This is a genomic window from Kineococcus haloalkalitolerans, from assembly GCF_050871905.1.
Classification (GTDB): domain Bacteria; phylum Actinomycetota; class Actinomycetes; order Actinomycetales; family Kineococcaceae; genus Kineococcus.
Genome location: NZ_JBJLSH010000041.1, coordinates 1 through 18315, shown reverse-complemented (window position 1 = coordinate 18315; position 18315 = coordinate 1). Strand labels below are relative to the sequence as shown.

At 75.9% G+C, this 18315-nt stretch carries 15 protein-coding genes; 9 read left to right on the top strand and 6 right to left on the bottom strand.

Going from position 1 to position 18315, the window contains the following annotated elements; translation table 11 throughout:
* Positions 1–984, bottom strand: coding sequence for an aldo/keto reductase (locus tag ACRYMY_RS15375; protein ID WP_432548106.1), 984 nt, complete (start codon positions 982–984; stop codon positions 1–3).
* A gap of 89 nt (positions 985–1073) precedes the next feature.
* On the opposite strand from ACRYMY_RS15375, the gene ACRYMY_RS15370 reads away from it, so the two are divergent.
* A complete protein-coding gene (locus ACRYMY_RS15370) occupies positions 1074–2051 on the top strand; it encodes an NAD-dependent epimerase/dehydratase family protein (RefSeq protein ID WP_432548105.1) in 978 nt (325 codons plus the stop codon).
* 94 nt (positions 2052–2145) lie between these two features.
* On the opposite strand, the gene ACRYMY_RS15365 is transcribed toward ACRYMY_RS15370, so the two are convergent.
* Entirely contained in the window at positions 2146–2649 is a 504-nt protein-coding gene (locus ACRYMY_RS15365) for a DUF4188 domain-containing protein (protein ID WP_432548104.1), read from the bottom strand.
* Between the two features lie 124 nt (positions 2650–2773).
* Positions 2774–3913: an oxygenase MpaB family protein gene (locus ACRYMY_RS15360; RefSeq protein WP_432548103.1), complete on the bottom strand. Its 1140-nt coding sequence runs from the start codon at positions 3911–3913 to the stop codon at positions 2774–2776.
* An 86-nt stretch (positions 3914–3999) separates the two neighbouring features.
* Between ACRYMY_RS15360 and ACRYMY_RS15355 the strand changes: the two genes are divergently transcribed.
* The 3 genes from ACRYMY_RS15355 to ACRYMY_RS15345 are packed head-to-tail and all read left to right on the top strand — an operon-like array spanning position 4000 to position 6266.
* On the top strand, positions 4000–4944 hold the full coding sequence (locus ACRYMY_RS15355) for a hypothetical protein (protein WP_432548102.1): 945 nt from the start codon (positions 4000–4002) through the stop codon (positions 4942–4944).
* 22 nt (positions 4945–4966) lie between these two features.
* Positions 4967–5773 (top strand): thymidylate synthase, encoded by an 807-nt coding sequence (locus ACRYMY_RS15350; protein WP_432548101.1) that lies wholly within the window; start codon positions 4967–4969, stop codon positions 5771–5773.
* A gap of 7 nt (positions 5774–5780) precedes the next feature.
* Entirely contained in the window at positions 5781–6266 is a 486-nt protein-coding gene (locus tag ACRYMY_RS15345; protein WP_432548100.1) for a dihydrofolate reductase, read from the top strand.
* Positions 6267–6326: 60 nt separating this feature from the next.
* Here ACRYMY_RS15345 and ACRYMY_RS15340 read toward each other — a convergent pair whose 3' ends face one another.
* Positions 6327–7400: an alanine racemase gene (locus ACRYMY_RS15340; protein ID WP_432548099.1), complete on the bottom strand. Its 1074-nt coding sequence runs from the start codon at positions 7398–7400 to the stop codon at positions 6327–6329.
* Between the two features lie 121 nt (positions 7401–7521).
* Here ACRYMY_RS15340 and ACRYMY_RS15335 point away from each other — a divergent pair, with 121 nt between their 5' ends.
* The 4 genes from ACRYMY_RS15335 (at position 7522) to ACRYMY_RS15320 (ending at position 12559) form a co-directional block, all read left to right on the top strand.
* On the top strand, positions 7522–8748 hold the full coding sequence (locus ACRYMY_RS15335) for an MFS transporter (protein ID WP_432548098.1): 1227 nt from the start codon (positions 7522–7524) through the stop codon (positions 8746–8748).
* Between the two features lie 43 nt (positions 8749–8791).
* The gene (locus ACRYMY_RS15330; protein WP_432548097.1) at positions 8792–9070 is read left to right on the top strand and encodes a hypothetical protein; all 279 of its coding nucleotides are present in this window, start codon (positions 8792–8794) and stop codon (positions 9068–9070) included.
* A gap of 177 nt (positions 9071–9247) precedes the next feature.
* Positions 9248–10579 carry a multidrug effflux MFS transporter gene (locus ACRYMY_RS15325; RefSeq protein ID WP_432548096.1) on the top strand — a complete coding sequence of 444 codons (1332 nt, stop codon included), beginning with the start codon at positions 9248–9250 and terminating at the stop codon, positions 10577–10579.
* Positions 10580–10588: 9 nt separating this feature from the next.
* Complete coding sequence (locus tag ACRYMY_RS15320) at positions 10589–12559, top strand: M13 family metallopeptidase (protein ID WP_432548095.1); 1971 nt, start codon at positions 10589–10591, stop codon at positions 12557–12559.
* 3 nt (positions 12560–12562) lie between these two features.
* Here ACRYMY_RS15320 and ACRYMY_RS15315 read toward each other — a convergent pair whose 3' ends face one another.
* Positions 12563–14146, bottom strand: a complete 1584-nt coding sequence (locus ACRYMY_RS15315; RefSeq protein WP_432548094.1) for a GGDEF domain-containing protein — start codon at positions 14144–14146, stop codon at positions 12563–12565.
* 150 nt (positions 14147–14296) lie between these two features.
* On the opposite strand from ACRYMY_RS15315, the gene ACRYMY_RS15310 reads away from it, so the two are divergent.
* Positions 14297–15022, top strand: coding sequence for a TSUP family transporter (locus ACRYMY_RS15310; protein WP_432548093.1), 726 nt, complete (start codon positions 14297–14299; stop codon positions 15020–15022).
* A gap of 10 nt (positions 15023–15032) precedes the next feature.
* Here the strand turns inward: ACRYMY_RS15310 and ACRYMY_RS15305 are convergent, their stop codons facing one another.
* Positions 15033–17675, bottom strand: coding sequence for an MGH1-like glycoside hydrolase domain-containing protein (locus tag ACRYMY_RS15305; RefSeq protein ID WP_432548129.1), 2643 nt, complete (start codon positions 17673–17675; stop codon positions 15033–15035).
* Positions 17676–18315: the final 640 nt, after the last annotated feature.

The following is an 18315-nucleotide window of genomic DNA, read 5'->3' as shown; positions in this document are numbered from 1 at the left end:
TCACCAGCGGTGGTGCACGTGCTCGGCGACGAGCTCCTCGTAGACGGCGCGCACGGCGTCCTGCTGCTCGGGCGTCGGCGCGGGCAGGTCGGCGGCCGCGGCGTTGGAGCGGGCCTGCTCGGTGTTGCGCGCGCCGGGGATGACGACGCTGACGCCCGGCTGCTCGACGATCCAGCGCAGCGTGAACTGCGCCAGCGGCGCGTCGCCGGCCACCTCGCGCAGCCGGCGCGCGGCCCGCACCGCCACCTCGAACGGCACCCCGGCGAAGGTCTCGCCGATGTCGAAGGCCTTGCCCTCGCGGTTGTACGTGCGGTGGTCGTCGTCGCCGAACGTCGTCGTCTCGTCGTACTTGCCCGACAGCACGCCGGAGGCGAGGGGGACGCGGACGACGACCCCGACACCGGCCTCGGCGGCGGCCGGCAGGAACTCGGTGACGGGCTTGAGCCGCAGCGGGTTGAGGATGATCTGCACCGACGCGACACCGGGGCGGGCGACGGCGGCCAGGCCCTCGGCGACGGTCTCCACGGACACCCCGTAGGCGCGGGTGCGGCCCTCGGCCACGAGCGTGTCCAGGGCGTCGAAGACGGCGTCGCGGTCGTACACGTCCGACGGCGGGCAGTGCAGCTGCACCAGGTCGAGGGTGTCCACGCCGAGGTTCTCGCGGCTGCGGTCGTTCCAGGCGCGGAAGTTCTCCAGCGAGTAGGCGTCCGCGACGTGCGGGTCGGCGCGCCGGCCCATCTTGGTCGCGACCACGAGGCCGTCACCGCCGCGCTCGCGCGCGAAGCGGCCCACGAGGCGCTCGCTGCGCCCGTCGCCGTACACGTCGGCGGTGTCGAGGAACGTCACCCCCGCGTCGACGGCCGCGCCGAGCGTGGCGAGCGCGTCGTCCTCGCTCACCGACCCCCAGTCACCGCCGAGCTGCCAGCAGCCCAGCCCCACGACACCGACCTGGCGGCCGGTCCTGCCCAGCGTCCTCGTCTGCACGTCGGCGGACTCTACGGACCGCCGCGCCCGCGCGCGCCCCGGGTGGTGCCCGGCGGGCGGGACGGCGCAGCCGCCCCGAGACTGGCGCGGTGCGCGTCGTCGTCGTCGGAGCCACCGGTCACACCGGCACCCACCTCGTCCCGCGGCTGGTCGCCGCGGGCCACGAGGTCGTCGCCCTCAGCCGGGGGGTGAGCGAGCCGTACCACCCGCACCCGGCGTGGGAGCGCGTGGAGCGGGTGGTCGTCGACCGCGAGGCGGAGGACGCGGCGGGCACCTTCGGGCAGCGGGTCGCGGACCTGGCCCCCGACGCCGTGGTGGACATGGTCTGCTTCACGCCCGCCTCCGCGGCGCAGCTGGTCGAGGCGCTGCGCCCGCGCGGCGCGCACCTGCTGCACGCCGGGACGATCTGGGTGCACGGGCGGGCGACGGCCTCCCCGCTGCGCGAGGAGGACCCGCGCGAGCCGTTCGGGGAGTACGGCACCGGCAAGGACGCCGCCGAGCGCCTGCTGCTGGCCGAGACCCGCCGCGGGGGCCTGCCCACGACGGTGCTGCACCCGGGCCACATCAGCGGCGCGGGCTGGCCGGTGATCGGCCCGCTGGGCAACCTCGACCCGGACGTGTGGCGCCGCCTGGCCACCGGCGGGGAGCTGCTGGTGCCCGGGCTGGGGCTGGAGACGATGCACCACGTGCACGCCGAGGACGTCGCGCAGGCGTTCCAGCTCGCGCTGGAGCGGCCGTCGGCGTCGGTGGGGGAGGCCTTCCACGTCGTGTCGGACCGCGCGCTGACGGTCCTCGGGTTCGCGGCGGGTGCGGCGGCGTGGTTCGGCCGCGAGCCGGTGCTGCGGCACGTGCCGTGGGAGGAGTTCCGCGCCGCGGCCGGCGAGCACGCCGAGGCCAGCTGGGAGCACCTGTCGCGCAGCCACTCCGTCTCGATCGACAAGGCCCGCCGGCTGCTGGGCTACGCGCCGCGCTGGACGTCGCTCGCGGCGGCGGCGGACTCGGTGCGCCACGCCGCCGCGCACGGCCGCCTGGACCTGGCCGGCGCCGAGGTCCCCGCCACCGCCTGACCCCCGCCCCTCCCTCGCTCCAGCCCTCCCCGCCCTCGTCCCTCGCCGTGATCTTGCTGGGAAACCCTGCAAGATCACGGCGGAAGGAGGGAGGTCACGCACGGGTGGGTGGCGAGCCCGACCCGCTCAGCTGCCGGACCGCGCCGTCGGTGTCCGGGCCGGCCGGCACGGACACCGTCGCGGCGGCCAGGCCGTGCGGCGGCATGTCGACGTAGACCGTCTCGCAGGTGCCCGGCGTGGCCAGGTACGTCTCGTGGAAGACGCCGACGGCGCCGTCGCCGGAGCGCGCCGCCCGGTTGAACGCCCGCCACGCCGGCAGGTGCTCGGCGTCGCGCGCGGTGGCGTAGGCGTGCAGGTGCTCCACCGAGCGCCAGTACTGCACGACCACGAGCGTGCGCCCGGACGCCCAGCTGCTCGCGCCGAGCAGCCCGAGCTCGGGCCGGCGGCGCAGCTCGGCGAGCATGCGCGGCATCGCCGCCGCGACCGGTGCCCACCGGCGGACGTCGAGCGCCCTGTTGATCCGCATGCCGACCAGGAAGACGACGGCGCCGTCCTCGTCGAGCCGGGCGGTCCGCCGTCCTCGCTGCACCTGTGCCACGGCGGCCTCCCGACCGGCTCGAGCGGTGTGGACGGGGCCAGGACAGCGCAGCCCGCGGACGGTGTCCACACCCCACCCCCTCCGTGACCTCGCTGGGAGACCCTGCGAGATCACGGGAGGGGGATCAGCGGGCGCGGGTGACCAGCGCCCCCACCACCGCCCGCGGACGCGGCAGCCGCGGCAGCTCCGGCGCCGGGAGCTCCCCCTCCTCCACGAACCGCCGGCCCTGCTCGATGTTCGCCGCGACGGCGGCCTGCCAGGCCGCGGGCCGCTGCCGCAGCCGGCGCCGGCGCCGGCGCAGGACGGCCGCGACGACGGGCACCAGGTGGTGCGCCGGCCCGTACCGGGGCACGCCGAGGGCGTCGGCGACCCGCGGCCCGTGCATGGCGCGCGCCACCACCGCCACCACGGGCCCGGCCACGCGCCGCGGCACCCCCGAGGCGTCCGAGAGCCCCTCGGTCAGCGCCCCGAGCCCGGCGGCGGTCAGCGCCCGCGAGTCCGCGCTCGGCGGGCCCGTCAGCGCCTCGATCCGCCGGTCCAGGTCCACGGCGGTGCGCCGGTCCACGACGCCGCGCAGCAGCTCCGGGTCCACGCCCAGCAGGGCGCCCAGGTGCCGCCAGTACGTGTAGAGGCGGTTCTGCTCCTCGGCGCTCAGCCCGAGGCCCAGCGCCTCGTCGCAGTCGGGCGTGACGAGGGTGAAGTCCAGCCACGTGCGGGCCACGTCCACCTGGTGCAGCGGCAGCGGCCCGCCGGGGTCGCGCCGGCGCACCGCCCGGCGCACGACGGCGTGCAGCAGCCGCACCCGCCCCGTCTCCACGTACCCGGGGCGGCCCACCCGCAGCCCGCCGGGCAGCGAGGCGGCGTTGAGCCAGCGCGCGGTGTCCAGCAGCCGCCGGGTGGCCTGCTCGGTGAGCTGTCCCGTGGCCACGAGCACCGCGGCCGGGTCCGGCGGGGCGTAGGAGCGCAGCAGGGCACCCGCGCCGACGTCGAGGGCGTGCGCGGCGAACGGGATGGTCCACGAGGCGCGCGCCGCCCCGTCCAGCACGTCGCCGTCGACCGAGGTCGCCACGCGCTCCATGTCGGCCAGCAGGTCGCGCATGGCGGGCGCGGCGTCCGGGACGGCGGCCAGCCCGCGCTCCAGGCCCGTCGTGAACGCGCGCCGGGACGCGGGGTGCGCGGCCACCTCCTCGGCGAGCGCGTCGGCGAGCGGGTCGCCGCGGGTCAGGCCGCGGCGCAGCAGGTCGTCGAGGTCGGGGCGGGGCACGGGGTCCTCCCGGGTCGTCGAGGGGTGCCAGCAGTAGCGCACGCCGCGGCGCGCAGCGCCTCCCGGCGGTCGGGGACACTGGGCACGTGCCCGCGACCGACGCCCCCCGCCCGCCGTTCGGCCTCCTGCTCGACGTGGACGGGCCGGTCGCCAGCCCGGTGACCCGCACGGTCAGCGCCCCCGGTCTGGTCGACAGCCTCGTCGAGCTGGCCGCCGCGGGCGTGCCGCTGGTGTTCAACACGGGCCGCTCGGACCGGTTCCTGCGCGAGCAGGTCGTCCCGCCGCTGCTGGCCGCGGGCCTGCCGGCGGGTGCCCGCGTGCACGCGGTGTGCGAGAAGGGCGCCGTGTGGGCCACCGTCACCGCCGCCGGGCTGGGCGAGGTGCGGGTGGACGAGGCGCTCGCCGTGCCCGCCGACGCGGCCCGCCGGGTGGAGGCGCTGGCGCAGGAGCGGTACGCGGACACGATGTTCGTCGACCCCGGCAAGCGGGCGATGGTCTCGCTGGAGCAGCGGCTGGACGTCGCGAGCGACGTCTACCTGCGCGCGCAGGGGCCCTTCGAGGCGGAGGTGTTCGACCTCCTCGCCGGGCTGGGCCTGGGGGTGGCGTGGCGCGGCGAGGAGCGCCCGGACGCCGACGGCCGCGTCGGATGGCGGATCGACCCGACGATCATCTCCACGGACCTGGAGTCGGTGCTGCTGGGCAAGGACCGCGGCGCGGAGGTGGCGCTGCGGCTGCTGGCCGGCGACGGGGCGCTGCCGCGGGCGTGGCGCACGGCGGGCGACTCGCGCACCGACTACGCGATGGCCGACTGGCTGCACGAGCAGGGCCACCCGGTCGCCCACGTCGACGTGCGCCCGGCCGACGGGGTGCCGGACAAGCCGTACCCGGTGCACGTGGCCCGCACGACCGTCCACGACGAGGCGGGCGCGGCGTGGCTGCGCCGGCTGGCGGAGGTCGTGCGCGGCGAGGCCCTGCACGACGCCGACTTCGACGTGGACCCGCGCGCCGAGCGCGCCGGCGCGCTGGCCTGAGCCGGTCCGGGGGACGGGGAGGATGGGCACCGTGGTGGACACCCAGTACGAGGACCTGCTGCGCCACGTGATGGCGCACGGCACCCCCAAGGCCGACCGCACGGGCACCGGCACCCGCAGCGTGTTCGGCCACCAGCTGCGCTACGACCTCTCGCGCGGGTTCCCGCTCGTGACGACGAAGCGGGTGCACTTCCGCTCGGTGGCGCTGGAGCTGCTGTGGTTCCTGCGCGGGGACGGCAACGTGCGCTGGCTGCAGGAGCGCGGCGTGACCATTTGGAACGAGTGGGCCGACGAGAACGGCGACCTCGGCCCCGTCTACGGCGTGCAGTGGCGCTCGTGGCCCACGCCGGACGGGCAGCACGTGGACCAGCTGGAGCAGGTCCTGCGCACGCTGCGCACGGACCCGGACTCGCGGCGCATGGTCGTCTCGGCGTGGAACGTGGGGGAGCTGGAGAAGATGGCGCTGGCGCCGTGCCACGCCCTGTTCCAGTTCTACGTCGCCGACGGGAAGCTGTCGTGCCAGCTCTACCAGCGCTCGGCGGACCTGTTCCTCGGCGTGCCGTTCAACATCGCCTCGTACGCGCTGCTGACCGTCCTGGTCGCCCAGCAGGCGGGCCTGCAGCCGGGTGAGTTCATCTGGACGGGCGGGGACTGCCACGTCTACGACAACCACGTCGAGCAGGTGACCGAGCAGCTGTCCCGCGAGGCGTACCCGTTCCCGACGCTGCGGGTGCGCCCGGCCGCGTCGCTGTTCGAGCACTCCTTCGAGGACTTCGAGGTCGTCGGCTACCAGCACCACCCGGCCATCAAGGCCCCGGTCGCGGTCTGAGGCCGGCGTGCTCTCGCTGATCTGGGCCGAGTCCGCGAACGGCGTCATCGGCCGCGACGGCGCCCTGCCGTGGCGGCTGCCGGAGGACCTGGCGCACTTCCAGCGCGCCACGGACGGCGGCACCGTGGTCATGGGCCGCCGCACGTGGGAGTCGCTGCCGGAGCGCTACCGGCCGCTGCCGGGGCGGCGCAACGTCGTCCTGACCCGCGACGCGGGGTACGCGGCGCCGGGCGCCGAGGTCGTCGCGGACGTGGACGCGGCGCTGGCCGGGCCGGGGGAGGTGTGGGTCGCCGGTGGCGCGCAGGTGTACGCGGCCGTGGTGGGCCGCGCGGACCGCCTGGTGGTCACGGAGGTCGACGTGGAGGTGGAGGGCGACACCCGCGCTCCCGACCGCGGTGACGGCTGGGTCCTGGTGTCCACCGACCCCGCGGAGGGCTGGGCGATGTCTCGCACGGGCCTGCGCTGGCGCGTGCGCACCTACCTGCGTCCCTGACCCGTCCCTCGCCCTCCCCGCGCCCCCCACCTCCCCGTGGTCATGGATGGTTGAACGCCGTCAGCTGTTGAGCCCCCGCGCCCCGACGGGCCAGCGCTCCACCCCGTCCGGCCCGAGCGCCACCAGCTCGTCGACGAGGTTCACGGCCAGGCACACGTGGTTGGGCACGACCCGCACCCGCTCCCCCACGGCGGGCACGTCCGCCCCGCCGAGGTCGACGGTGGCGTGGTGCTCCGAGAGAGCGACGACGCGCGCCCCGGGCACGTCGGGCAGCCGCGCGTACCCGCTGGCCCAGGTGGCGCGCTCGCGGCCGAGGACCTTGCTGCCGGCGTCGAGGACGGCGACGCCGTCGCGGCGGCTGACGACGGTCGCCTCCGCCCACAGGGACACGTCCTCGAACGCGGTCAGCCCGAGCTCGACCTGCTGGGCGTCGCCGAAGACGTAGACCCCGGGGCGCACCTCGTCGAGCGCGGCCTCGGCGGCCAGCCCGGCGGTGGGGGTGGACCCGCCGCTGCGCAGCGGGGCGTCGAGGCCGGCGGCGCGCAGGCCCTCGGAGGCGGCGGTCAGGGCGGCCAGCTCCTGCGCGGCCACGTCCGCCGGCGCGCCGGGCGCGTAGCTGTGCCCGGGGAAGGTGAAGACGCCGGCCACGCGCAGCCCGGCGCGGGCGGCGGCCAGCGCGACGTCCGCCGCCCGGTCGGGCGTCACGCCGGTGCGGTGGTGGCCGCTGTCGACCTCCACGGCGACCTCGGCGAGGTCCCCGCACGCGGCGGCGAGGCGCTGGGCGCCCTCGGCGGAGTCGACGCCGACGCGCAGGCGCACCCGCCCGGCCAGGTCGCGCAGCCGCTCGCCGCGCGCGCCGCCGGCCCACACGGGGTAGGCGAGGAACAGGTCGTCCGCACCCGCGCCCGCGAAGTGCTCGGCCTCGCCGACGGTGGCGACGGTCAGGCCCACGGCTCCGGCGGCGAGCTGGGCGGCGGCGACGCGGGCGGACTTGTGCGTCTTGGCGTGCGGGCGCAGCGCCACCCCGGCGTCGACGGCCCAGCGGGCCCGCCGCTCGACGTTGCGCTGCAGGACGGCGCGGTCCACCACGAGGAACGGCGTGTCGAGGGCGTCGAGGGCGCCGGCGGTGCTCACGCGGCGACCCTGCCACGCGCACGGGCGGTCGGGCGGGAACAGGTCGGGGCCGGCGGGGATTGCACCCGGTGCTGGACCGCGGTTGCTCCGGCGAACCACCGTCCCGGTCCGAGGAGCTCCCGTGTCGATCCCCCGCTGGTCACCCGCCGCCGGCTTCCGCCTCACGACGGTCGCGCTGGCCGTCCTGGTGGCGGCCTCGGCCGCCCCGTCGCCCGTCTTCCCCGTGTACGAGGAGCGCTGGGGCGTCAGCGCCACCGCCGTGACGGGCGTGTTCGCCGTCTACGCCGCGGCCCTGCTCGTCGCGCTGCTGACCGTCGGCTCGCTGTCGGACCACCTGGGCCGGCGCCCGGTGGCGGTGGCGGGCACCGCGGGCGTGGTGGCCGCGATGGTGCTGTTCGCGGTGGCGGACTCCACCGGCTGGCTGGTCCTGGCCCGCGTCGTGCAGGGACTGGCCACCGGCACGGTGCTCGGCGCGCTGGGCGCCGCCCTGCTGGACCTGGCCGGCCCGCGGCGCGCGGCGACGGCGCAGCTGGTCAACGGCGCCGCGCCGCCGGTGGGCCTGACGCTGGGCGCGGTCGGCTCGGCGCTGCTCGTGCAGTTCGCCCCCGCGCCCACGGCGACGGTGTACGTCGTGCTGGCCGCGTCCCTGGCCGTGCTGGGCGCGCTGCTGCTCGGCCTGCCCGACGCCGCCCCGCGCGTGCCCGGCGCGCTGGCCTCGCTGCGCCCCGCGGTGCGCGTGCCGCGCCCGACCCGCCCGGTGCTGGTGTCCCTGGTGCCGGCGTTCGTGGGCAGCTGGGCGCTGGGCGGGCTGTTCCTGTCGCTGGGCCCCTCGATCGCCGCGGGCGTCCTGGGCCGCGGCGACCACCTGGTCGGCGGGCTGCTGGTGGCGTGCGTGGCGGGCACGGGCGCGGTGGTCGGCGTGCTGACCCGCGCGGCGCGCCCGGCGCGAGTGGTGCTGCTCGGCACGTCGGCCTCCGTGGTGGGCCCGGCGGTGCTGGTGGTGGCGCTGGAGCTGCGCTCGACGCCGCTGTTCGTCCTGGGCGCGGTGGTCTCCGGCGTGGGCTTCGGGGCGGGCTTCCAGGGCGCGCTGCGCGCGGTGCTGGCGACGGCCCCGGCGGCCGAGCGGGCCGGCGTCCTGTCCGCGGTGTACGTGCTCAGCTACACGGCCTTCGGCCTGCCGTCGGTGCTGGCGGGTCTGCTCGCGCCGCGGCTGGGCCTGGTGACCGTGGCCGTCGGCTACGCGGTGGCGCTGGTGGTGCTGGGGGCGGTGGGGACCGCCGCTGCGCTGCTGCGCCGGCCGGCCGCGGCCCCCGCGAGCGCCCCCGAGCCCTCGCGCGCGGGGGTCTGAGCGGGCGGTCAAGCCGCCGGGCGCCCGTGCCGATCCCGGTGGGGTGACGACGCTGCCCGCGACCGCCCCCACCTGGTGGTGGGGGGAGCCCCTGACGCCCGGCACCCGGGTCGCGTTCAGCGGGGCGTTCTCCGCCCCGCGGCCGGTGGTGGTCGCGCGCGCCCGCGCGGCGGGCCTGGCCGTGGACGACGTCGCCGGCCCGGGCACGGCGCTGCTGGTGGCCAACGACGCCGGCTCGGGCTCGGACGCGGTCCGCTGGGCGATCACCGCGGGCGTGCCGATCGTCGACGAGTACGCCTTCGACGCCCTGATCGGCGTCTGACCGGGGTCTGACGAGCGCGCCCGGCGGCGTCGCCGACACGGAACTGGGGCGACGGGCGAACCGGTTCACCCCTACGCTGGAGGGGACGGTGGGCGTCCCGCCCCGTCCTGCCACGCTCCCCGCTCGAGCCCGCGGTCGGGGACGGCACCGCTCGAGCTCCCTGAGGACCCCTAGCGCATGACCGCGCCCTCCCGGCCCCCGCACACCTCCTCCGCCTCCACCACCCCCGGCGCCGCCGCGCCCGCCCGGCCGGCGATGACCGGCCGCTCCACCGTGTCTCTGATCGTGCTGCTGGGCTCGATGGCGGCGCTGGGCGCGGTGACCATCGACCTGTACCTGCCGGCGCTGCCGCAGGTGGCCGCCGACCTGGGCACGACCCCGGCGCGCGCGCAGATGACCATCACGGGCGTCCTGGTCGGCGCCGCCCTCGGCCAGCTGCTCGTGGGCCCGCTGAGCGACGCGTTCGGCCGCCGCCGGCCCGCCGTGATCGGCTTCTCCGTCTACGTGGTGGCGTGCCTGCTGTGCGCGGTGGCCCCGAACCTGCCCTCGCTGGTCGCCTTCCGGGTGCTGGCGGGCGTGGGTGCCTCGGCGGGCGCCGTCATCGGCATGGCGGTGATCCGGGACCTGTTCGTGGGCCCGCAGGCGGCGCGGCTGATGTCGCGCATCGTGCTCGTCATCGGTGTCGCGCCGCTGTTCGCGCCCACCGTGGGCGGGGTCCTGGACTCCTGGTGGGGCTGGCGGCCGGTGCTGGCCGTGCTCGCGGTCGTCGGCGTCCTGGTCCTGGTCGCGGTGCACCGGCGGCTGCCGGAGACCCGCCCGGAGGTGCGCCCGGACGCGGTGCCGGAGCCGCGCACGCCGTCGGAGCCGGTGACCCGCAGCCGCGCGGCGCTGGTGCGCCGGACGTTCGCCGGCTACGGCGCGCTGCTGCGCGACCGCCGCTTCCTGGCGTTCGCGGCGATGCCGGGCCTGGCGATGTCGGTGATCCTCAGCTACGTGGCGACGTCGCCGTTCGTGCTGGGGGAGACGTACGAGCTGTCCAGCGGCGCGTTCGCGGCGCTGTTCGCGGTCAACGGCACGGCCCTCATCGGCGGCAGCCAGCTGAACGCCGCGCTCGTGGGGCGCTTCGGCTCCCCGGCGCTGCTGCGGCTGGGCGTGGCGCTGGCCTTCGCGTTCGCGCTGCTCACGGCGGCGGCCCTGCTGGCGCGCCCGGACTCGATGCTCGTGATCGTCGTGCCGCTGTACTTCCTGCTGGGCAGCATCGGGCTGATCATGCCGAACTCGGTGACGCTGGCGCTGGAGCCGTACGGGGCCAGCGCCGGGTCGGCCGCCGCGCTGGTGACGGCGGTGCAGTCCGGTTTCGGCGGCGGCATCGGCACGCTGACGGGCGTGCTGGGCGGCGACCACGAGGCGATGGCGGCCGTCGTGGTCACCGTGACGCTGCTCAACGTGGTCCTGCTGTTCACGGTCCGTCGCAGCCTGGCCCGGTCCTCGGAGGTGCCGTCGCCGTAGGCTGCGGTGATGACGAGCACGGACCAGCGTCCTGCGGGCACCGACGAGTGGGCCGACCCGTCGGTCCGCCCGCAGGACGACCTCTTCCGCCACGTGAACGGCCGCTGGCTGGCGACGACCGAGATCCCCGACGACCGCGCCGTGGACGGCGCGTTCGTGCGGCTGCGCGACGAGTCGGAGGCGCAGTGCCGCGTCATCGTCGAGCGCGCGGCCGCCGCGGGCGCGCCCCGCGGGTCGGTGACCCAGAAGATCGGTGACCTGTACGCGTCCTTCACGGACACCGACCGGGTGGAGGCGCTGGGCGCCTCCCCGGTGGCCGACGACCTGGCGGCCGTGGACGCGGTGGAGGACCTGCCCGCGCTGGTGCGGCTGCTGGGGACCTTCGAGCGCTCGGGCACGGGCGGGCCGTTCGCCTACTGGGTGGACACCGACAACGCCCGCTCGGACCGCTACGTCGTCTACGTGACGCAGTCCGGGCTGGGCCTGCCGGACGAGTCGTACTACCGCGAGGAGTCTTCCGCGGAGGTCCGCGAGGCGTACGTGCGCCACGTGCAGCGGGTGCTGGAGCTGGGCGGGCGCCCGGACCCGGAGGGCGCGGCGCAGCGGGTCCTGGCGCTGGAGACGGAGCTGGCCAGCCACCACTGGGACCGGGTGCGCAACCGCGACGCGAACGCCACCTACAACCTCGTGGACCGCGACGGCTTCGACGCGCTGCTGCCGGGCGTGGACACGGCGGCCTGGCTGGCGGCGGCGCGGCTGCCGGAGTCGGCGTTCGCCGAGGTCGTGGTCCGCCAGCCCAGCTACCTGCAGGGCCTGGCGGGGGTGCTGGCGTCCACGCCGGTGGCGACCTGGCGCGACTGGCTGGGCTGGAGGGTGCTGCACCACGCGGCGCCGCTGCTGAGCTCGCCGTTCGTGGAGGAGAACTTCGCCTTCTACGGCACGACGCTGACCGGTGCCCCGCAGCTGCGCGAGCGCTGGAAGCGCGGCGTGGGCCTGGTGGAGTCGAACCTGGGCGAGGCGCTGGGCGAGCTGTACGTGGCCGAGCACTTCCCGCCGGCGGCGAAGGCGCGCATGGAGGAGCTGGTCGCGAACCTCGTCGAGGCGTACCGCGTCGACATCGAGGCGCTGGACTGGATGACGCGCGAGACGAAGGACCGCGCGCTGGAGAAGCTGGGGAGGTTCACCCCGAAGATCGGCCACCCGGACGTCTTCCGCGACTACTCGGCGCTGAGCATCGAGCGCGACGACCTGGTCGGCAACGTGCGGCGGGCGTTCGCCTTCGAGGTGGACCGCGAGCTGGCGAAGCTGGGCGCCCCGGTGGACCGCGGCGAGTGGTTCATGACCCCGCAGACGGTCAACGCCTACTACAACCCGGGCATGAACGAGATCGTCTTCCCGGCGGCGATCCTGCGGCCGCCGTTCTTCTCCCTGGACGCCGACGACGCCGCCAACTACGGCGGCATCGGCGCGGTCATCGGCCACGAGATCGGCCACGGCTTCGACGACCAGGGCTCCAAGTACGACGGCGACGGCAACCTGCGCGACTGGTGGACGGACGCCGACCGCGAGGAGTTCGGCAAGCGCACGGCCGCGCTGATCGCCCAGTACGACGCGCTGGAGCCGCCGGAGACGCCGGGTCAGCACGTCAACGGCGCCCTGACGGTGGGCGAGAACATCGGCGACCTGGGCGGGCTGACGATCGCGCACAAGGCGTACACGATCGCCCTGGGCGGGCAGGAGGCCCCCGTCCTGGACGGCATGACGGGCCCGCAGCGGCTGTTCGCCGGCTGGGCGCGCGTGTGGTGCGGCAAGGTGCGCCCGGCGGAGGTGGCGCGCCGGCTGGCGATCGACCCGCACTCCCCGCCGGAGTTCCGCTGCAACCAGGTGGTCAGCAACCTCGACGAGTTCCACGAGGCGTTCGGCGTGCAGCCGGGCGACGGGCTGTGGATGGACCCGGCGGAGCGCGTCCGGATCTGGTGAGGCTCAGCCGGCGGACGCGACCTGGTCGCGCCCGCCGGCCTTGGCCGCGTACAGGGCCCGGTCGGCGGCCAGCAGCAGCTCGTCGGGGGTGCTCCCGTGCTCGGGGGCGGTGGCCACGCCGGCGCTGACGGTGACGTCGACGCCGTCGGGACCGGTGCCCGGGCCGGCGCCGACCTCCAGCCCGGCGCACGCGCGGCGCAGCTCGTCGGCGCGCTCGGCGGCGGCGGCCGCCCCCAGCCGGGGCAGCAGGACGACGAACTCCTCCCCGCCGTAGCGCACGACGTCCTCGGCGCGCGCGTGCCGGCGCAGTTCGGCGGCCACGTCGACGAGGACGGCGTCGCCGACGGCGTGCCCGTGGGTGTCGTTGACGGCCTTGAAGTGGTCGACGTCCAGCAGCACCAGCGACAGCGGCTCCCCGGCGGCGAGCGCCGTGGTCAGCCGGTCGGCGAGGTCGTCGACGAACCGGCGCCGGTTGCGCAGCCCGGTGAGGGGGTCGCGGGCGGCCTCCTCGGCCAGGTCGGCGCGCAGCCGGTCGATGGTCTCCACGTGGGCGCGCAGCTGCGCGTTGGCGGACTCCAGGGCGTGCTGCTGGGCGAGGACGCCGGTGACGTCGCGGGCGACGACGACCCGGCCGACGAGGTCGCCGCGCTCGTCGCGGATCCAGCGGGTGCGCACGTCGAGGCTGCGCCCGTCGTCCAGCTCGACGACCGTCTCGCCCTCGTCGTCGCCGACGGCGGCGGCGAGCACCGGCCCGGCGACCCGCGCCAGCGGCACCCCGACCACCTCGCCGTCCGCGCCCGGGTGCAGCTCCCGCGCGGCGGGGTTGAGGTCGACGACGCGGTCGGCGGCGTCGACGACGAGGACGGCGTCGGTGACGGTGTCGACGACGAGGCTGCGGGCGACGGGGACCAGCCGCAGCAGCTCGTGGCGCACGACGGCGACGGTGAACAGCACCCCGGTGACGACGAAGGCGGGCGGCGTGATGTCGACGGGCAGGTACGGCGCGGGCACGGAGATGCTCACGGCGTTGAAGGCCACGGGCGCGGCCATGGCCAGCAGCATCGTCGTGGTCTGGCGGCGCAGCGGCCCGGTGGCGCTGCGCCGCAGCCGCACGAGGTCGGCGGCGCTCCAGGCCAGGACGGCGTAGCTGTAGACGGTGTGCGCCCAGAAGGCCGGCCCGGGCACGGGCGTGCGCACGGCCGGGTCGCCGACGTACGTCACCTGCGCGTGCACGAGGTGCAGCCACGGGTCCGCGACGAGCAGCGACAGCAGCAGGACGGGCTCGACGGCCAGGGCCGCGACCCGCCGGGGCCGGCCGCGGTGCCCGGTGACGGCGTCGACGAACAGCCGGTAGCACAGCACGACGCCGGTGATCCCGGCGTACTGCACGAGGACGAGCCGGTCCTGCACGGCGGGCGGCAGCCCGGCGTGCATCGCGGCGGCCGCCCCGGCCCACGCGGCGGCGGCCACGAGGCCGACCGCGAGCGGGGTGGCGGAGCGGGCCAGGCGCCGCCGGTGCCACGCCAGGACGGCGGTGGCCAGGGAGACGACGGCGGACAGCGCGACGACGACCGCCACCGGGGACACCGCCCGCACCGCCTCTCGCGCCGACCTCCGACGCCGGCGTGCACCGGCCCCGCAAGAGTGGCATCGACCTCCGACACGGCGCGGCGCAGGGGCCGAGCGGGTGGTCCGCCCCCGCCGCGCGCGCTCGCGCGGTGCGGGGAGACTGGCGCGGTGCCCGTCGTGACGACCGCGCTGGTCGGTGCCGCCGTCCTCCTGGGCGCGGTGACGCAGCGCTCGACGGGGCTGGGCTTCGCCCTGGTCGCCTCCCCGTTCCTCGTCCTCATCGCCGGCCCGCACGACGGGGTGACGCTGGGCAACGCCCTGTCGGCGTCGCTGTGCGCGTTCGTGGTGCTGCGCACGTGGCGGCGGATCGCGCGGCGCCCGGCGCTGCTGCTGTGCCTGCCGGCGCTCGCGGTCGTCCCCGTCGTCGCCCGCCTGGCGGCGGACGTGCCGGAGGCGCCGATGCTCGTGGTCGTCGGGTCGCTGGCGGTGCTCGCGGACCTGGTGGTGCTGCTCAGCCGCCGCGGCGCGGTGCGCGGCGGAACGCTGGCGGCGGTGGGCGCGGGCGCGCTGGGCGGGGCGATGAACGTGGCCGCCGGGGTGGGCGGTCCCGTCGCGGCGGCCTACGGGGTGGCGCAGCGCTGGCCGCGGGAGACGTTCGTGGCGACGATGCAGTGCTTCCTGCTGGTCGCCAACGCCTCCTCGCTGGCGGTCAAGGGCCCGCCGGACGTGCCCGGCTCGACGTGGCTGGTCGCGGCGCTCGCGCTGGTGGCGGGCGCCGTGGTGGGCGAGCGGGTGGCCCCGCGCGTGCCCGTGGACGCCGGCCAGCGCCTGGTGATGGCGGTGGCGCTGGCCGGCGGCCTGGCGGCGGTCGTCCGCGGCCTGCTGATGCTCTGAGGGTCGTGCCTCAGCGCCCGGGCGGGCCGGGGGGCAGTCGCGGGTGCAGCAGGTGCGCCACGAGCGCGGTCCACCCCGTCTGGTGGGTGGCGCCGAGCCCCTCGCCGGTGTCGCCGTCGAAGTACTCGTTGAAGGTGGGGTGCTCGCGCCACAGGGGGCTGTCGGTGGCCTCGATGCGCTGACCGTCGGCGGGCCGGCGCCCGTCCACGGGCCGGAAGAGGTCGACGAGGCTCTCGTCGACGAGGTCGGCGGCCTGCACGAGGTTGATCCGCTTCCCGGACCCCTTGGGCACCTCGATGGTGAGGTCGTCGCCGAAGAAGCGCCCGTAGGTGCGCAGCTTGTCCGCCAGCAGCACGTTGACGGGGAACCAGACGGGCCCGCGCCAGTTGGAGTTGCCGCCGAACATGCCGGTGCGCGACTCCCCGGGCTCGTAGGCGATGGAGGAGTCGCGGCCGCTGACGGAGGTGGTGATCTGCTCCTTGACGGCCGCGGACAGCGAGCGGATGCCGTACCGGGACAGGAACTGCTCGGAGTCGAACATCCGCTCCAGGATGCGCACGAGGCGCTCGCGGTCGAGCAGGGACAGCATCATCCGGCGCCCCTCGGGCCCGGAGCGGGTCAGCAGCGGCTCGGTGAGGTCGGGCCGGCGCCGCTGCAGCCAGCGCAGCCGGGAGGTGAGGTCGGGGCACTCCTGGGCGATCCAGGAGGGCACGTCGGTGGCGCCGAGGACGGGCAGCAGCCCGACCATGGACGGCACCCGCATCCGCTCGGCGGTGCCGTCGGGGTGCAGCAGGACGTCGTAGAAGAAGCCGTCCTCCTCGTCCCACAGCGACACGTCGTGCGAGCCGAAGCGCGTCATGGCCTGGGCGATGGACAGGAAGTGCTCGAGGAACTTGGTGGCGGCGTCCTCCCAGGCGGGGTCGTGCCGCGACAGCTCCAGGGCGATCTTGAACATCTGCTGGCAGTAGAAGGCCATCCAGCTGGTGGCGTCGGACTGCTCCAGGCGGTACCCGGGGGGCAGCTCGGCCGAGCGGTCGAACAGGCCGATGTTGTCCATGCCGAGGAAGCCGCCCTCGAACAGGTTGGAGCCGTGGGCGTCCTTGCGGTTGACCCACCACGAGAAGTTGAGCAGCAGCTTGGTGAAGACCCGCACGAGGAAGCCCTGGTCGCGGTAGCCGTCGAGGCGGTACACGTGCCAGGCGGCCCAGGCGTGCACGGGCGGGTTGACGTCGCCGAAGGCCCACTCGTAGGCGGGCAGCTGCCCGTTGGGGTGCATGGACCACTCGCGGCACATGAGGACGAGCTGCTCCTTGGCGAACTCGGGGTCCACGTGCGCCAGGGGGATGGTGTGGAAGGCGAGGTCCCAGGCGGCGAACCAGGGGTACTCCCACTCGTCGGGCATGGAGACGACGTCGGCCAGCGCGAGGTGGCGCCAGCTGGTGTTGCGGGCGCCGCGGTGGCGGCGGGAGTCGGGGGCGGGCTCGCCGGTGGGGTCGCCGTCGAGCCACTGGCGCACGTCGTAGCGGTACAGCTGCTTGGTCCACAGCAGCCCGGCGTAGGCGCGGCGGGCGATGTGCCGGTCGGAGGCGTCGAGGTCGGGGTGCAGGACGACGTCGTAGAAGGCGTCGGCCTCGACGCGCCGGTCGTGCAGGACGGCGTCGAAGCCGGCGCCGAAGGTGCTCAGGGTCGGCGCGTTGTGGGACAGCCGCAGCCGCACCTGCACGGTCTCGCCGGGGGCGACGGCGTCGAAGCGGTACCAGAAGGCGGCCTTGGTGCCCTGCCGGCCGGGGTTGACCGCGCCGGTCTCCCCGCGCACGATCCGCCGGTCGATGCCGTCCTTGGTGTAGGGGGTGGCGTTGCGGGCGGCGCCGAACAGCTCGACGGCGTTGGTCTCGTTCTCGCAGAAGAGCACCTCGGGAGAGCCCTCGGCAGCGACGAAGTAGCGCCCGAGGTGGGCGTGCTCGCACTCGACGGCCTCCAGGCCGCCGACGGTGAGGGTGGGCGGCAGGACCTGCTCGAGGGTGCCGCGGCGCTTGTCCAGGCCCCACACCCACGTGTTGCGGAACCACAGCTGCGGGACGAGGTCGAGGGGGGCGGCCTCGGGGCCGTGGTTGGTGGCGCTGATCACGACGCACAGGTCGTCGGGGGAGGCCTTGGCGTAGGTGACGAGGACGTCGAAGAAGCGGTCCTCGTCGAGGACGCCGGTGTCGCCGAGCTCGTACTCGCGCTCGTCGCGGCCGCGGCGGGCGTTCTCGGCGCGCAGCTGCTCGTAGGGGTACTCGGCGTGCGGGTAGCGGTACAGCCACTGCATCCAGCTGTGCGAGGGCGTGCCGTCGACGGCCCACCAGTGCTCCTTGGCGTCCTCGCCGTGGTTGCCCTCCTCGTTGGCCAGCCCGAAGAGGCGCTCCTTGAGGATGGGGTCGCGCCGGTTCCACAGGGCGACGCCGAGGTTGAGGAAGCCGAAGCGGTCGCAGACGGCGCCGAGGCCGTCCTCGCCCCAGCGGTAGGCGCGGCTGCGCGCCTGGTCGAAGGGGAAGGACGACCAGGCGTCACCGCTGGCCGAGTAGTCCTCGCGCACGGTGCCCCACTGGCGCCCGGCGACGTAGGGCCCCCACAGGCGCCAGGGACCGTCGGCGCCGGGGGACTCGGCCATGCGGGCGTGCTCGGCGGACGGGTGCGCCCCGCCCGCCGGCTGCGGCGGGAGGGGGGCGTGGGGCTCCTGCGGTGCGCTCACCCGCTCATCCTGCCGGGTCGCGGCCGTCCGCGGCGGGGGAGGGTGTGGCGCACGAGCGCTGCGGGGGCGGTGAGAAGCCTTGCGCTGCAACGACTTCCAGCTCCAGGGCGCAGCCGACTTGCACCGGCGCTGCGCGAGGTCTAGTGTTCTTCCTCGTTGCCCAGCCCGCTGGGGAGCTGCCGGAGCCACTGGTGACAGTAGCGGAAGCAGCGGGATGAGCAACAGGGCCTGGTCGGTGAGAGCCGGCGGATGGTCTAAGCTGGGAGCACTTCCCCGGCAGAGCCCGAAAGGGCCGAGCTGAGGTGTGTGTCCGGTTCTTGAGAACTCAACAGTGTGCCAAGTGTTGATGCCAATGTTGTAACCCCCGTGGTCATCGGCGTGCTTTGTGTGCGTGTGGTGGTCGTGGGTTTTCCTTTGGTGTTGTCCCCTTCCCTCCTCGCCAGGGGGGTGGGGGTTTCGATGCCTGGGTTTGCTCGATGGTTTGGAAGGCCGTTGGTCGTGAGACCGTATGGTTTTTTCTTCGGAGAGTTTGATCCTGGCTCAGGACGAACGCTGGCGG